We start from the raw sequence: 15413 nt of genomic DNA, 5'->3' as shown, positions 1-15413 counted from the left end.
CTAGACGCGACACCTTCGGTGGCTACGGTCCGCACATGAGGGTCCGTGTCGTCCTGCAGTCCCGCCTGTCGTCGTCCCGATTGCCGGGCAAGGCGTTGCTCACTCTCGCCGGCCGTCCTCTGGTGGTCCTGGCGGCGCAGCGGGCGGCGAACACCGGCCTCGACGTCGTCGTCGCGACGAGTGTGGAACCGGAGGACGATGCGCTCGCGGCAGCGCTGGAGGCGGCCGGGGTCGCCGTCTTCCGTGGTGACCTGCACAACACGCTGGACCGCTTCGCGGCGGCGACAGCGGACCTGGCCGACGACGACCTCGTCGTTCGGCTGACCGGTGACAACGCGGGCCCCGACGGTGCGTATGTCGAGGAGCTCATCGGGCACCTGCGCGACGCCGGGCAGAACTACCTGCGGGTGACGACCGAGACGATCTACGGCATGGGTGCCGAGGTGTTCACCGCGGGCCTGCTGCGGGAGGCGAACCGGTCGGCGCGGACGGCATACGACAGGGAGCACGTGACGCCGTGGATCCGCCGGCATACCGACGACTTCACTTGGGTGCCACCGGTTTCCGGCGCTGCAGGTCGGGTGCGGTGCACCGTCGACACGCTGCTCGACTTCACGATCGCGGCCCGCGCACTGGCCTCCGTGCCGGACGCGCTGACCGCTTCCTGGCGGGAGTTGCTCGACGCGTGGGTCGCCGCGGGCGGGGCGGTGCCGGAGCCGTTGGCGTGGATCTGTGCCGGCGGGTTCGGTGCGTTCGAACCGGCGGCCGCCTCACAACTGCTGGAGCGCGCTGCGCTGGCCGGGGCGACGCACGTGCGGGTGGTCGACTTCGACGGCGCGAGCAGAGTGGGACGCGCGTTGCGTCATGGCCTCAGCGAACGCGTCGGGGTCGTCGCGGAGTTGCCGGCGGGGTTGCCCGACGGTGCCGATGCCGCTGTCTGGGAAACCCTTGCTGCACTGGGCAGTTCGACAGTCGACGTCGTGGTTGCCCACTCGCCGGCCGATCTGACGGAGTCACGGGACGTGCTGCTGCGTCACCAGAAGGAGAGCCGGCTGCGACTGGTCGGGTGCCGGGTGCTGGACGATTCCGAACTCACCGAGGCGCTGACCGATCCGAGCGTCGGGTATCTCGAACTGCCCTGGGAACTGCGGGATGCGATTCCGACGGTCCTCGGGGAGCGGTGGCTCGCCATACATTGCCCGGACGCGTCTGCGGCAGGCGAGGTCTTGGGGCGGACCGGCTCCACGAGCGTCGTGCTGGCAGCGGAGTCGGCGGAGCAGGTCACCGCCCAGGCGACAGCGCTGCGAGCCGGCTGACGAACGCGTCGGCAACCCGGCAGCGGCCGTCGCCGTCGATGAGCTGCTGGCCGCGAGCCGCGAGATCCGTTGCGCGCTGCGGGTTTTCGATCAGTTCGCGGAGGGTGGCGGCCACCAGGTCGGAATCCAGGTCGGGCATCGTTCCGAGCCCGGTCGCGACGTCCGCTGCGAGCAGCGCGCCATACCCGAGTCGTTGGTTGTCGATCGCGCACACGACGGCGGTCGGCACACCGATCGCCAGCAGCTCCCACACCGTGGTGCCGGAGGCGCTGAGCGTCACGTCGCTCGCCGCGGCCAGGGCTGCCAAGTCCCGCTGTGGAGGTATGACGCGCAGCCGCTGTCGCGAGGACCGCGGCAGCGCGGCGAGCCGGTCGGCCGTGCGAGGGTCCGAGGCCACCACCGACACGTCGATCTCCGCACCGGTCGCGAGCAGCGCCGGGATCACACGCGGCGCCACACCGGCCGGATCCGTCCCGCCGAAAACCGCCAGCACGGAACGGATCTCACCCGACGCGCTGACGGGTCCCGGCGCGCGGCGGCAGGCACGGACGGAGTCGCGCAAGAGGGTGTAACCGGCTCCGGTCAGGCACTGCGAGCCGTCCGGCCCGCCGCGGTGCGGCTGCGCGCCGAGGTTCTGGTCGACATACAGATCCGCCTCCTGGGCGGCGCCGAAATCGCCGTCGACGAGCGCGAGCACCACCCTCCCGGCCGCACGCAGCGCGCCGCCGAGTCCGGTCTCCAGGTGATAACCGTCCAGGACGACGCCGGTGAAGCCTGCGTCGACGGCCTGATCCACCTGGGCAGCCACTCCGTCGACGGCAGGAAGAATGCGCAGCCCACTGTCGGCCACCAGGTCGGTCAGCCAGGCGATGCCGTCGATGCGTCCCCAGAGCACGACGTCGTGGCCACGACCCCGCAACTCCTGGCCGAGTGCGACGCAGCGCACCACGTGTCCGACACCGATCGCGGACGTCGCGTCGCAACGAAGGGCCAGACGGGGCGTTTCCGGAGACGGATCAAAGCTGTTGGTCAAAGGTTTCCTCAAATGTCATTGCGATGATGGTAGCTGCATGATTTCGCCAACGTATCGTCCCTTGTCGCAAGTGTCTTGATTACGTTGGTTGGGAGTTAGTACGTGACTGATCTGCAGGGTTCTTCGGTCCTGGTAACCGGTGGCACAGGGTCTTTCGGAAAGGCCTTCATCACCCGCCTCCTGGAGGACCAGAATCCCCATCGTGTCATCGTCTACTCGCGCGACGAACTCAAGCAATGGGAAGTTCGCCAGATGTTCAACGACGACCCGCGGCTGCGCTGGTTCATCGGCGACGTCAGGGATCTGGAGCGGTTGCGCCGCGCGATGCACGGCGTCGACTACGTGGTGCACGCGGCCGCGTTGAAACAGGTCGACACCGGCGAATACAACCCGTTCGAGTTCGTGAAGACGAATGTGCTCGGTTCGCAGAATGTCGTCGAGGCGGCCATTGATGCGGGTGTGCAGAAAGTCGTCGCACTGTCGACCGACAAGGCGTCCAGTCCGATCAACCTTTACGGGTCCACCAAGTTAACAGCGGACAAACTCTTCATTCTCGGCAACCACTATGCAGCGGCATACCCCACACGGTTCTCCGTGGTGCGCTATGGAAACGTCACCGGCTCGCGCGGCTCCATCGTCCCGAAGTTCCGTGCACTGCACGAGGCGGGGGAGTCGCTGCCGATCACGGACATGCGCTGCACCCGCTTCCTCATCACGCTGCCGGAGGCGGTCCAGATGGTGCTGGACACCTTCGCGATGATGCAGGGCGGCGAGCTCGTCGTGCCGCACATCGCTTCGCACAAGGTGACCGATCTGGCCCAGGCCATCGCGCCCGGTGCCCGGATGCACGACATCGGACTGCGGCCCGGCGAGAAGCTGCACGAGGAGATGATCAGCCCGGAGGAGGGTCGCCGCGCGGTCATCGTGCAGGACGGCAAGTACTTCGTGCTCGAACCCGAGCTGGCCAGCTGGGGCTACCGGAAGATCGAGGACGCCAAGCCGGTCCCGGACGGCTTCCACTGCTCCTCGGACAAGAACGACCTCTGGTACGACGCGGCCGACATCGCCCGTGTCCTCGAGCTCGGTCACCTGGGCTTGACCTCCGTCGCGCGCTAGGCGCCGGCCGATGCTTCCCTACGGCCGACAGTCGATCGACGAGTCCGACATCGAGGCCGTCGCCAACGTGCTGCGCGGCGACTGGCTGACGACCGGACCCGCGGTGCAGGCGTTCGAGCGCGACATCGCGTCCATCGCAGGCCTCAAAGCTCCCGCCGTCGGCGTGACGTCGGGCACCGCCGCACTGCACACCGCGTATGCCGGGCTCGGCGTCGGACCCGGCGACGAGGTGATCACCACGCCGTTGACGTTCTTCGCCACCGCGACCACCGCGATGTGGCAAGGTGCCCGGATCGTCTTCGCCGACGTCTGCGAGGACACCGGCAATCTCGACCCGGTCGCGGTGAAGGACGCCATGACACCGCAGACCGCCGTCGTGGCCGGAGTGGACTTCGCCGGCCACCCGATCGACGCCGACGGTCTCGCGGAGGTCGCCCACTCCGGCGGCGCGCTGCTGCTGGAGGACGCGGCGCATTCGATCGGTGGCTCGCTCGACGGCACACCGGTCGGATCGCTCGCCGACGTCACGACGTTCAGCTTCTTCCCGACCAAGAACCTCACCACCGCCGAAGGTGGCGCGCTCGTGTCGTCATACGACGAGATCCTCGACCGGGCAAGGGATTTCAAGGGGATCGGTTACACGCGTGACGCCGCGAAGCTGCGCTCGCCGGGTGACGGTCCGTGGCACTACGAGGTGCATTCGCTCGGGCTGAACTACCGCCTTCCCGACGTGCTCGCCGCGCTCGGGTCCAACCAGTTGCGACGGCTCGCGCTCTTCAAGGCCCGTCGCCGGGCGATCCACCACCGCTACAACCGAGGCCTGAGCGGCATCGACTCACTGCGTCTGCCCGCCACCCGTGAGGGCGCCGACCCGATGTGGCACCTGTACCCGCTGCGGATCGTCGACGGCCGGCGCCGCGAGTTGTTCGACCACCTGCGCTCGAACGGGATCGGGGTGCAGGTGAACTACATCCCGGTGCACCTGCAGCCGCTCTTCACCGACCTCGGCTGGCGGCAGGGGCAGTTCCCGGTCGCGGAGACCTACTCCGCGCAGGAGATCAGCCTCCCGATGTTCCCGACGCTGTCCGACTCCGACGTGGACCGGGTCATCGAGCTCGTGCGTGACTTCGTCGGAACCTGACCTCGATGCATCACGCCAATCATTTCTACGGGCACGCCCACGTGCTGGCCCGGTATGCCGGACTGGCGGAGGTGCCCCGCATCTGGGGCTACCTCCAGCACGGTTGGAACACGCACGACGGGTTCGCCGTGGGCACGCAGTTCGCACCCGGTTTCCCGCGGTTCGTCTGGTCGCACGACGTGGCGCGCCGGGGGTGGGCGCAGGGTCTGCGCCGGTATGTCGTCGTCGGTTCGCCATGGGCGTATCTGCTGCAACTGGAACGGGATTCGCAGTTGGTCGAGCGGCCCGCCGAGCGGACCGGGACGATCGTCTACCCGTTCCACGGATGGGAGCAGCAGCAGATCGTCGGCAGTCACGACCGCTACGTGCACGAGCTGCGCGAGGTCGAGGGCGACGTGCCGATCACCGTGTGCCTCTACTGGAACGAGTTCCAGGACAAGGGAGTTCGGCGCATCTACGAGCGCGCCGGGTTCCGCGTCATCTCGCACGGCTACCGCGGGCACATGTGGCGCGGCACCGACGTCCATTTCCTCGACAAGCAATTGGCCGAGCTGCGCAGGCATCGACGGGTGGTCAGCAACCGGTTGGGCAGCGCCCTGCTGTACGGCGCCAGCGTCGGCGCGCAGATCGGCGTGTACGGCGACCCGATGATCCTGGAGAACGAACGTGCGGTCCTCGGCGGCCGCGCGAAACAGCTGCGGCTGTTCCCCGAACTCCATCAGCCGTTCGTGCCGGACGACTATGCACGACAACTGGCTCGCGAGCAGCTCGGCGAGGACGAGCTGCTCAGCCAGTACGAACTTCGTGAAGCGCTGGGTTGGCGAGCTGCCGACCCGGCGGCCGACGCGGCAGCACCCGTCACCGACGGGGCGTCGATGAGTGAAAGTGGTGAGGATGACAGTGAGCAACTCGATCGGATTCCGACGGACGACCAAGGTCCTGAAGGAGCTTCCGGTTAAGTCGACCGACACGCGCTTCGACAAGCGGCGGCAGGCGCCGAACCCGCAGAAGCTCGGGGCGTCGTTCGACCGCTTCTGCGAGGTCGCGCAGCAGTTCTGGCTGACCAACACGCTGCCCTCCGGCGACGCCACGATCCTGGTCGAGCTGATGACCGAGGACATCCGGGTCGGCATCCGCAGCCTGACGATCGCCAACGCCATCCGCCGGGTGACGCCGGCGCGGGTTGTGATCGTGCTCGGCGCGGACTCGGACTGGCTGAGTTTCCAGTGGACCTACTACGACAAGGAACTGCTGACCAAGCTCGCCCACGCGTATGGCGCCGACGACGTCATCGACATCCACGAGATCGTCGACGAGCGGGTCCGTGGGGTCCGCCGCGACTTCGAGGTGGCCGGCACCGTCATACCGGGGGACGTGCGGTCGGGCATCGACCCGCAGACGCTGGATGACGTCGTGGAGGCGACGACCGCCCGGGTCGCGCGTGTGCCGCGTGTCACCGAGAACGAGGCGCAGAAGGCCGACGAGGTGCGTCGTCGCAGCACCGAGTTCTCCGATGTGTATGACGGGCTGCTGCAGCACCTCAACCCGGTCGCCGTCGTGACCAGCCACGTCGACTACAACCATTGGGGCCTGGCCGTGGAGTCCGCGATGCGCTTCGAGGTCCCCGTCATCCACGTGCAGACCACCGGCGGCCTGAAGGCGTACATGCTCGGGCCGGAACGCCGGACCGAGGGCACCTTTCGCGAGCACCTCACCCGCGAGATCGGACAGTTCTTCGAGGAGAGCCTCTGGGCCAACCGCGACCTGCTGCGGCGCAGTGCCGAACTGACCGCGTGGCGGGCCAAGAGCAACCTGGGCCGCCCGTCCTGGTGGCGCGGCGGCGGCGTGGTCAGCTCACTGGAGCTGACCAATCCGGTCGAGCGCGCGGACCTGCGCAAGCACGCCATGCAACGCCTCGGCTTCGACGAGAGCAAACCGGTCGTCGTCGTCTTCAACCACGCGGTCTCCGACGCGCTCGGCACCAACCGGGAGATCTTCGACGACCTCGCCGACTGGTTCGAGAAGATGGCCGAGCACGCCGCGCAGGACACCCGGGTCAACTGGCTCTTCCAGGACCACCCCGCGCAGTTCCTGTATGACGTGACGGGTTTCTTCGACACCGTGAAGGCACGGTTCGCGGACCACCCGCACCTGCAGTTCCGCCGCAGTTTCGACCTGTCCAAGAACATCATCTGGAGCCTCGTCGACCTCGGCGTGACCGTCCGCGGCAGTGTCAGCGCCGAGCTGCCCGTGTATGGCGTACCGGCCCTGCAGGCCGGCTGGTCGGAGTGGAGCCAGTGCGGCTTCAGCATGGTCGCGCAGGACCGCGAGGACTACTGGCGGCTGCTGGACGACTCCATCGAGAAGCTGCTGGCCGGGGACTCGCCGATCACCACGGAACAGGTCGAGCGCGCCCGCCTCTGGCAGTGGTTCTACCGCGGCGGGGGAGATGTCGCCTCGATGCTCGTGCAGCACTGGGACATGGGCCAGAACGACAGCCTGATCCGTGCGTTGACGGTCGCGATGCGGCACGTGGAGAGCGACGGTGAGGCGGCGTTGCAGGCGACGCAACGAATGTGGACACGGAAGGAACCCATCTTGACCAGGTTCGATTTCACCGACGGCGCCGAACGACTGGCGATGCAGCTCGGGGCGGTGACGGTCAAGTGACCCAGGAGGTGCGTCGCGCGCTCGACGAGTCGCCGCTCTCGTTCGACACGATCTTCGATCAACCCGCGCCGTTGCTGCCGGTGCCCACCATGCTGACGGCCGGCCAGCGACCGGAGTTGCAGGTCGTCGACCGCTTCACCCGCGGCGTCGCGATCGTCGGCCGGTTCGCGCTGTCGCCCTCGCTCATCGGGGCGAAGGTCGACGTCGACGACAGTCGGCCGCTGCGCGTCCGGGTGCGTATGTCGATCGACAAGACCTCCGAGGAGTGGTGGCACAAGCGCCCGCCGGAGCACGTCACCCGCGAGGACGGCGCGACCGGACGACTGATGATCCTGCGCAGCCAGGGTGAGACCCGCGCGGTCTGTTACCTGGCGCCCGCGGACGACACGCACGGCAGTGCGGCGATCGGCACGGTCGAGTTCGACCTTCCGGCGGGATCGGTGAGCCGCGACGGGCTGCTCATCCTCGAAGCGGTGGACGCCCCGGCATTGCCGGACTGGGCGCGGGCGCGGATCATGCCGTACAGCCAGGTCGGGGTCCGCATCGACCAGATCGAGCTGTCCGTGCCGCGCAGCGGCACGGCGTCGGTCACGCCCTTCGTCGGCCGACAACGCGACGGCCTGGCGGTTCAACTGATCAGCACCTGGCCGGCCGCGAACGGGGAACTCGCACCGGTGCACGTGCGGCTGCGCCGGCAGCCCCCGCGAGCCGCGACCCTCGCGCGACGCGCCGTCAACAAGGCGATCCGCGAGTCACGGCGGCGCCTGCTGCCCAACGACCCGACCGTCCCTTTGCCCGATGCGCTGCGCCGCTGGCTGGATGCCGGACTGATCGACGTCGACGGTGTCGGCCTGGAGACCGGTGCACCGGTCCGGGGCCGCTTGGTGGCGCGCGCGGGGTCGGACAACCCGGCTCACGCGCACGCCGACCTGCACATCGAGCAGGGCCCGGTGGGCGAGCCGGTCCTGTTGCGGGTCGTCACGAACGCGGAAGGCGTCGACGTACCGGCCGAGCTGGGGCACCTGCAGCTGATCTGGGACACCCCGGCCGGCTAGTTCGGCGACCGAGGTGCAGCCGACGCGAGCCCTCGGACCGTGAGCATGAAGGCGCACAGCGAGGTCGTGGCGCAGACGTAGAGCACGTTGTTCTCGACGCCGCCGAACGCGACGTGCGACGCGGCGTCGGGCAGGCGGATCTTGCCCAGCAACGTTCCGTCCGGGTCGTAGCAGTGCACGCCGTCGAGAGCACCGATCCAGATCCGGCCGTCTTCATCGAGCGCCATACTGTCCAGGCTCGGCACGGCACTGCGAACGAACGATTCACCGTCGGCCAAGCTGTCTCCTCGACATCGGAACCTCTGGATGGTGCTTGCCCGGCTGTCCGCGATGTAAAGCCACTCTTCACCGGGCGCGAACGCGATTCCGGTCGGCCGCTCGAAGCCGTCAGCGACACGGTCCACCCGCAGCTCCGTCGGGTCGATCCGGTAAACGAAACTGCCACCCTGCTCTTCGGTGCCACGCCGTCCTTCGTAGCTGTTGTTGATCCCGTATGGCGGATCGGTGAACCAGATCGCACCCGTGTGATCGATCGCCATGTCATTCGGGCTGTTGAGCGCCCGACCGGCGTAGCTGTCGGCGAGGACGGTCAACGACGCGTCATGTTCGGTGCGCACAATGCGGCGCGCGCCTTGCTCACAGGTGATCAGGCGTCCCTCACGGTCGTAGGCGTTGCCGTTGGGGAAGCCTGCCGGCTGGCGAAACACCCCGACCACACCGGTGAGGTCGTCCCTTTGTGCGCAGTGCCATGTGGTGCCCGCGTGGTTTGACGATCGGCACCACCAACACCGGGTAGCGGTCGGGTGCAGCCCGAGAGATCCTTACTGAAATCCGTGCCGGACCCAGGACAGCTAGCGATCCAGCAGCTTGCGCAACGCCCGCTCGGCACGCGGCGCAAAGTCCGGCGGCAGCATCGACAAGGCGCCCTTGCGGCCGGCACGCACCGCTGCCTGACCGGCGTTGCGGCCGGGTGCGGTGACCTTGCGGCCGGCCCGATAGCTCAACGAGCCGCGCACCGACGCCAGTTCGCGCTCCAGGGCGGCCACCCGCTTGTCGCGGTCGCGCAACGAGGACTCCAGCCACTCGACCTGCTCGCCGCGCTCGTGCAGCTCCTGGGACATCCGGCCGGTCACCGCCAGACTTTCGCGGTAGCCGCGTGCCGGACCGGGTGTCGCGGTGAATTGCGATGCTCCGGCGGCGAGATTCGTTGCGTACGAATGACTTTCGCGACTCGCACTCAAGTGTTGCAGCACTGCGTCGACCTCGGCCTCCCGCCGCGCGATGCCGTCGATGACGGCCGGGTCGACGGGCAGGTCGGCCATCGCGGCGAGTGTCCTGGTGAGTTCGTCCGGGCTGATGTCGGAACGCCACCGGTGCTCGGCGCCACTGCGCAACAGGTGCCGCGCGAAGACCCGCAGCCCGCGGATCACCGCGGTCTCCGGCTCCAGCGACTCAGACCAGCTCCAGCTCGCGTCGAGCAGGGACAACGTGCCGTCGTCGGCGACCAGCACGTTGTCGGGGGTCGCGAAGAACCGGGCGGCCGGCTCGGGGAACATCGCATCCAGCAACCACTCGCTGTACGCCCGGACGGCGGTGTGCAGGGCGTGCATGTCACCGCGGGCCGCCGCGACGCGCAGCCGTTCCTGGAGCGACTCGGCGGCGCCGCCGAAGTCCGTCATACCGAGGCGCCGGATGTCACGACTCACGCGTCGTTCGGTGAGCAGGCCGTCGCCCTGGGCACCGACCGCACCGCGCGACCATCCGTCGGCGGTCCGGTCGAGCGTCAGCACCGCGGCCCACTCCGGCGCGGTGACGTCGTCCCCGAGGATCACGTCGGGAAGCGGCCCGCCGCGGTCCTCGTCCTCGCCGACGTGACCGGCGACCAGCAACCATGCCGGTGCGAGCTGCGGCAGGAGTCCTGCCGCGACGACCTTGCGGGCCGCGGCATACGGGTCGGTGAGTGCCGGAGTCCGGCTGTGCCGTGTCGCCTCGACCCGCTGCAGGAGCGCCGTGAGCGTCCGCCGCACGGTGACGGAGCCGGCAGCTGCGCCGGCGACGTCCTCGTCGACGAGCAGGACCGGCGCCTGCGACGTCGTGTATGCCGAGTACTCGCGGTGCACCTGCAGTCCCGCCGCGGCCAACAGGCCCGGGACCTCGTGCCGGTATGGCGAGCGCTGCTCGAAGTCCGGCGCGCCCCGGAACCACTGCGCGTCGTCGTCGAACGTCGTCCGCAGCTCCAGCCGGAGCAGATCGTCCAACCCCAGCGTGTTGTCGATGGAGAGGACGGCCACGCCGTCGGGGGCGAGCACCGACTCGACCAGTTGCGCCACCGCGGCCTGTGTTGCGCCCGGCGAATCCGGGGTGGCCAGCGTGCCCGGGCTGTCCAGGCAGACGACCAGATCGTAGGTGCGATCGGTCGGGAAGCGGTCGACCCCACCGCAGAATACCTGCAGCTCGTCGCGTTCGCGGGCCAGGGCGGACAACTGCCGGGCATCGGGCAGGCCGCGCACCAGGACGCCCACCTCGGGGGTGGGGATCGCGTCGAGCTGCGCAGCGGCTCGTGGCCCGAGCAGCAACGCGTTGCGCGGCCGCCGGCTTCGGATCAGCCTGCTCAGCAGGTACGACGTGGCACTGGACGGCTCGGTGCGTTCCAGGTCGGACCACTGGAGCAGGTCCCCGCCGAGCAGGAGGGCGCCCGACGGCGGGTCGATCTGCAGACCGGTTTCCAACATCCTCAGATCAGGTCCCACGTCAATGCGGTGCCGCGCGCGGTGTCGGCGGTGAAGGTGCGTCCTTCGACGGTGTCGAAGAGGTCGGTGGGCAACCCGCCCGCCGGCCGGATCGACCGGACGTTGTCGGCGGTCACGGGGTCACCCGCACGCACGTCCTGGACGACATACAGCGAACGGCGGAAGCGCAGCCCTTCCCGCTCGCCGGCGGTGGCGCCGATGCGGGGTTGCCCGAGGCACTGCCAGGCAACCTCGGATTCGCGTGCGAGAGAAGCGAGTTCGTGCGGTTCGAGCGAGAACGACGAATCCACGCCACCGCCCTCACGCGCCAGCGTCACATGCTTCTCCACGACGACCGCACCCAGCGCGACGGCGGCCAGTGGCGCACCGATCCCGGGCGTGTGGTCCGACAGCCCGACGTGCGTGCCGAAGGCATCCTGGAGCACGGGTATGCCGCGCAGGTTCGAGTCCTCCGGATTGGCGGGGTAGTCGGCGGTGCACGAGAGCACCACGATCTGCTCGTTGCCGGTGCTGCGCGCCGCGGTGACCGCGGCGTCGATCTCGCTGATCGAGGCCATCCCGGTCGAGATGATCATCGGCTTGCCCTTGCTCGCGGCGAGCCGCACCAGCGGCAGGTCGACGATCTCCGACGAGGCGATCTTGTAGGCCGGGGTGTCGAGCGACTCCAGCAGGTCGACGGCCGTCGGGTCGAACGGCGAGGAGAAGCAGGCCAGTCCGAGCGAATTCGCCAGCTCGAAGATCGGTGCGTGCCACTCCCACGGGGTGTGCGCCTCCTGGTAGAGGTCCCACAGCGTGCGACCACCCCACAGCTGATGGCCGTCCGACAACCGGAAGTCCGGCGCGTCGGAGTCGATGGTGATCGTCTCCGGCTTGTAGGTCTGCAGCTTGACGGCCTGGGCGCCCGAATCCGCAACCATCCGCACGATGTCCAGGGCCTTGTCCAGTGAACCGTCGTGGTTCCCGGAGACCTCGGCGATGATGAACGGCCGGTGTCCCGGGCCGATCGTGTGCTTGCCGATCGTGATGTCGACCGGATCAGTCATTCGGTTGCCTCCTGCGGCGAATCGTGTGCACCGTGACGGGCTCTCCGCCGACGAGACGCTCCTGCGCGTCGATCTCCTCGAAACCGTTGCGGGTGTTCATGGACCGGACGGCTTCGTTCGCGTCGAGGACCTCGCCATACAACTCGTCGAGCTGTAGTTCGCCGAACGCGAGCTTCACCGCCTCGCGCTGGACCTTGATCCACGCGAGCAGCAACTGACCGCGCTCCTGCAGACCGTCGTTGTCGAGGTAGTAACCCCACATCGCCGTGCGTGCTGTGTCGTCGATGTCGAAGAAGGTCACCACACCTGCGGGAACATCGGCGTACTCGAAGATGAACAGTCGGCGAATTGCGCTGCCGTCCAACGACTTCCAGTAGTTTGCGTGTTCTTCGGGGGTGATGATGTTCTGAGTCAAGGAGACCGCGCGGACCTGCGGATGGTTCCGCCAGACCCGCACGTTCTCCTTGTCGGCGTCAGTGGCAGGGCGAAGCATTCAGTGTTTCTCCAGAGGGCGTCGGACGAACCGGTCACCTGGAACGTATGCCGCCCAGGCGACCGAAATGACAACAACTGGTGAACAGCAAGGGAGGCCCGATGTCCGGTCTGAGCCGTGACCACGTGCGAGCGATGATGGGTGAAGTTCTCGCCGCACAAGGCAAGGAGCTGCCGGCCGACGACAGCGCACGGTTGGACGGGATCGGTTTCCGATCGCTGGACTTCTCCGAGCTCGCCCTGCGGGTCGAGGACGAGCTGGACACCGAGCTGAACTTCGACGCTCCCGAGCTGCGCTCGGTCGAGACCGTCAGTGACGTCCTGGACTTCATCGACCAGTTGGTCCCTGCGTGACGGTTCCACGCGGAGCGGGGAACCGCATCGTCACCACCGGGTATGCCGGCACCTGGGCGGACCTGACCGTCCGATCAGGGTGGCCCGACGCCACCGCGATCCTCGCGGCGGACAACACCGACGCCGTGCGCGCCGTGTGGCAGCACGTCACCGATGGTGACCGAGAGACACTCATCACCGCTGCCCGACGGATCGACGACGAACAGGCGGCCGAGTTCAGCGCCGCCGGTCTGGCCGTTGTGCGAGCCGACCGGGTCGAGCCGTCCGATGCCGACCGCGCGGCCGAGCCCGGGCGGTTGTGGTTGCTCACCAGCGGGTCCACCGGACGCCCGAAACAGGTTGCGCACACACTGGATTCACTGACGACGGTCGGCGGCGACCAGCCGCCTCGGGTGTGGCTGTGCCCCTACGCGACCGGTGCCTACGCCTGGTGGCAGGTCGTGTCGCTGTCCCTGACCGTTCCCGGCCAGGACGTCGTCTTCGTCGAGCCCGACCAGATCGACAGCTGGCCCCAGCTCGCGCTCGAACACGGCGTGACCGCGGCGTCCGGCACGCCGACGTTCTGGCGGCAGGCCTTGTGGCGTTCCGGTGACACCGTCGCTCGACTGCCGTTGGAGCAGATCACCCTCGGCGGCGAACCGGTGGACCAGGGGATCCTGGACCGGTTGCGCGAGGTCTTCCCCGACGCACGCATCTCGTGGATCTACGCCTCCTCCGAGGCCGGCGCCGCGATCGCGGTGCACGACGGGTCGGCCGGATTTCCGACGGCGTGGCTGGACCGGGACACCCCGGGTCGCCCAACGCTGCGTGTCGAGAACGACGAACTACTGATCGTCTCGCCGCACGCGGCGGACGGCATGCCTGCCGTCATACCCACCGGGGACCGGGTGGAGGTGACCAGCGATCGCGTCGCGATCGTCGGCCGGATCGCCTCCGACGAGATCAACGTGGGCGGCTCGAAGGCGTCCGGATCGTCGGTCCGTCGCCGCCTGCTGGACCACCCCGACGTCGTGTGGGCCGCCGTCCGCGGCCGCAAGGCGCCACTGGTCGGTCAGATGGTGGTGGCGGACGTCGTCCTCACCGACGGGGCCGCGGCGACCACGAACGACCTGACCGCCTGGTGCGCCCAGCAACTGCCCGACTACTCGGTGCCGCGGCGCGTGCGCGTGCTGCCCGAGATCCCGTTCAAGGAGAGCCTGAAGAGCGATGTCTGACCAGATCCCCGACCCGATCCCCGCCGCCTCGTGTGTGCTGATCACCGGCGGCACGAAGGGCCTCGGCCTCGAGCTGGTCCGGGACACCCTGGAGCACGGCGCGAAGGTCGCGACGTTCTCCCGCAAGCTCACTCCGGAGATCGAACAGCTCGAGCAGGAGTATGGCGACAGGCTGTTCGCCGCGCCGCTCGACATCAACGACCAGGACGGTCTGAAGCAGTTCCTGAAGGACGCGAAGAACACCGTCGGACCAATCGATTCGTTGGTGAACAACGCTGCCATCGGCCAGGACTCGATGCATCTGCACACCTCACCCGAGCGGATCGGGCAGATCGTGCAGACCAACCTGACCGCGCCCTTGGTGTTGACTCGGGCGTTCATCCGGCACGCCATGGCGACCAGCGGTCGGGGTCGGATCGTCATGGTCACCTCGGTGTGCGCCCAGCGCGGCTACTCCGGCCTCGTGACGTATGCCGCCACCAAGGGCGGTCTCGACGCCGCGATGCGCACCCTGGCCCGCGAGATGCACGGCCGTTTCCTGGTCAACTCGGTGGCGCCGGGGTTCTTCGCGTCGGACATGTCCTCGGTGCTCGGCACCGAGCAGCTGTCGACGATCGCCCGGCGCACTCCGTCCGGCCGGATGGTGACGCCGGCCAACATCGCTCCGGTCGTGCGGTCGTTGCTGTTCGACGACACGAACCTCAACGGCCAGGTCATCACCATCGACGGCGGCAGTTCGATCTGAGATGAGTACGCCGAACCCCGCCGACACGGAGTTGCTGGCCCGGTATGCCGTGCCGGCATACCTTCGCATCGCGCCGAGCGACGAACTGCGCGCGGACGGCGCCGGCGTACGGTCGCACCTCGCGGACGGCAGGGGAGTGGCCTGGTTGGTGCCGGACGCGCTCGTGGACCGGGCCGCGGTGGACGCGGAGCTGGTCGCGCAACCGGTGCCCGGCAAGGTGGCCAAACGCGCGCGCAGCACCGACCCCGCGGTCGTGTGGCCACGCTGGACCCAGTGCGAGGTAACGGCGAAACTGCTTGACCTGCAAGTGCTTTCGTGGCTGGAATGGCCGGGGCTGATCGTCCCGGGGAAGTTCGCGCGGCAGGTCCGGATCGAGCGCGTGCGTGTCGACGACGTGCTGGTGTGCTGCGGTCTGCGGATCACCGCGCGGTCTTTCGATCAATGAGTCGGGTCGGCAGATCCATGGCTCGACGCCCCCTTGGCC

15 protein-coding genes are annotated in these 15413 nt (G+C 68.5%); 10 read left to right on the top strand and 5 right to left on the bottom strand.

Going from position 1 to position 15413, the window contains the following annotated elements:
- Positions 1–35 precede the first annotated feature (35 nt).
- Complete coding sequence (locus ACZ50J_RS16350) at positions 36–1316, top strand: cytidylyltransferase domain-containing protein (RefSeq protein WP_464298212.1); 1281 nt, start codon at positions 36–38, stop codon at positions 1314–1316.
- Here ACZ50J_RS16350 and ACZ50J_RS16345 read toward each other — a convergent pair.
- Complete coding sequence (locus ACZ50J_RS16345; protein WP_464298211.1) at positions 1282–2265, bottom strand: PseG/SpsG family protein; 984 nt, start codon at positions 2263–2265, stop codon at positions 1282–1284. The genes ACZ50J_RS16350 and ACZ50J_RS16345 overlap by 35 nt on opposite strands.
- Positions 2266–2451: 186 nt before the next feature.
- On the opposite strand from ACZ50J_RS16345, the gene pseB reads away from it, so the two are divergent.
- Genes pseB through ACZ50J_RS16320 form a run of 5 tightly spaced genes read left to right on the top strand, consistent with a single transcriptional unit; the run spans position 2452 to position 8331 of the window.
- Entirely contained in the window at positions 2452–3465 is a 1014-nt protein-coding gene (pseB, locus tag ACZ50J_RS16340; RefSeq protein WP_464298210.1) for a UDP-N-acetylglucosamine 4,6-dehydratase (inverting), read from the top strand.
- 10 nt (positions 3466–3475) lie between these two features.
- A complete protein-coding gene (locus ACZ50J_RS16335; RefSeq protein ID WP_464298209.1) occupies positions 3476–4606 on the top strand; it encodes a DegT/DnrJ/EryC1/StrS family aminotransferase in 1131 nt (376 codons plus the stop codon).
- Between the two features lie 5 nt (positions 4607–4611).
- Positions 4612–5565, top strand: coding sequence for a hypothetical protein (locus ACZ50J_RS16330; protein ID WP_464298208.1), 954 nt, complete (start codon positions 4612–4614; stop codon positions 5563–5565).
- Positions 5501–7276, top strand: coding sequence for a hypothetical protein (locus ACZ50J_RS16325; protein ID WP_464298207.1), 1776 nt, complete (start codon positions 5501–5503; stop codon positions 7274–7276). Before ACZ50J_RS16330 ends, ACZ50J_RS16325 begins: the two co-directional genes overlap by 65 nt.
- Complete coding sequence (locus ACZ50J_RS16320; protein ID WP_464298206.1) at positions 7273–8331, top strand: hypothetical protein; 1059 nt, start codon at positions 7273–7275, stop codon at positions 8329–8331. Before ACZ50J_RS16325 ends, ACZ50J_RS16320 begins: the two co-directional genes overlap by 4 nt.
- On the opposite strand, the gene ACZ50J_RS16315 is transcribed toward ACZ50J_RS16320, so the two are convergent.
- The 4 genes from ACZ50J_RS16315 to pseH all read right to left on the bottom strand — a co-directional run bounded on the left by ACZ50J_RS16315 (position 8328) and on the right by pseH (position 12617).
- A complete protein-coding gene (locus ACZ50J_RS16315; protein WP_464298205.1) occupies positions 8328–9047 on the bottom strand; it encodes an SMP-30/gluconolactonase/LRE family protein in 720 nt (239 codons plus the stop codon). The genes ACZ50J_RS16320 and ACZ50J_RS16315 overlap by 4 nt on opposite strands.
- Positions 9048–9182: 135 nt before the next feature.
- Positions 9183–11063, bottom strand: coding sequence for a hypothetical protein (locus tag ACZ50J_RS16310; protein ID WP_464298204.1), 1881 nt, complete (start codon positions 11061–11063; stop codon positions 9183–9185).
- 2 nt (positions 11064–11065) lie between these two features.
- Positions 11066–12124: a pseudaminic acid synthase gene (pseI, locus tag ACZ50J_RS16305; protein ID WP_464298203.1), complete on the bottom strand. Its 1059-nt coding sequence runs from the start codon at positions 12122–12124 to the stop codon at positions 11066–11068.
- Positions 12117–12617, bottom strand: a complete 501-nt coding sequence (gene pseH / locus ACZ50J_RS16300) for a UDP-4-amino-4,6-dideoxy-N-acetyl-beta-L-altrosamine N-acetyltransferase (protein WP_464298202.1) — start codon at positions 12615–12617, stop codon at positions 12117–12119. The genes pseI and pseH overlap by 8 nt, the downstream gene beginning before the upstream one ends.
- 101 nt (positions 12618–12718) lie before the next feature.
- Here pseH and ACZ50J_RS16295 point away from each other — a divergent pair, with 101 nt between their 5' ends.
- Genes ACZ50J_RS16295 through ACZ50J_RS16280 form a run of 4 tightly spaced genes read left to right on the top strand, consistent with a single transcriptional unit; the run spans position 12719 to position 15374 of the window.
- The gene (locus ACZ50J_RS16295; RefSeq protein ID WP_464298201.1) at positions 12719–12970 is read left to right on the top strand and encodes an acyl carrier protein; all 252 of its coding nucleotides are present in this window, start codon (positions 12719–12721) and stop codon (positions 12968–12970) included.
- Positions 12967–14184, top strand: coding sequence for an AMP-binding protein (locus tag ACZ50J_RS16290; RefSeq protein ID WP_464298200.1), 1218 nt, complete (start codon positions 12967–12969; stop codon positions 14182–14184). Before ACZ50J_RS16295 ends, ACZ50J_RS16290 begins: the two co-directional genes overlap by 4 nt.
- Positions 14177–14929: an SDR family NAD(P)-dependent oxidoreductase gene (locus ACZ50J_RS16285; RefSeq protein WP_464298199.1), complete on the top strand. Its 753-nt coding sequence runs from the start codon at positions 14177–14179 to the stop codon at positions 14927–14929. Before ACZ50J_RS16290 ends, ACZ50J_RS16285 begins: the two co-directional genes overlap by 8 nt.
- A gap of 1 nt (position 14930) precedes the next feature.
- Positions 14931–15374, top strand: coding sequence for a hypothetical protein (locus tag ACZ50J_RS16280; RefSeq protein WP_464298198.1), 444 nt, complete (start codon positions 14931–14933; stop codon positions 15372–15374).
- The last annotated feature ends 39 nt before the right edge of the window (positions 15375–15413 follow it).

This window comes from Flexivirga sp. G2, assembly GCF_055397625.1.
Note: the sequence above shows the minus strand (reverse complement) of the source record. Positions and strands in the feature narration are given on the sequence as shown.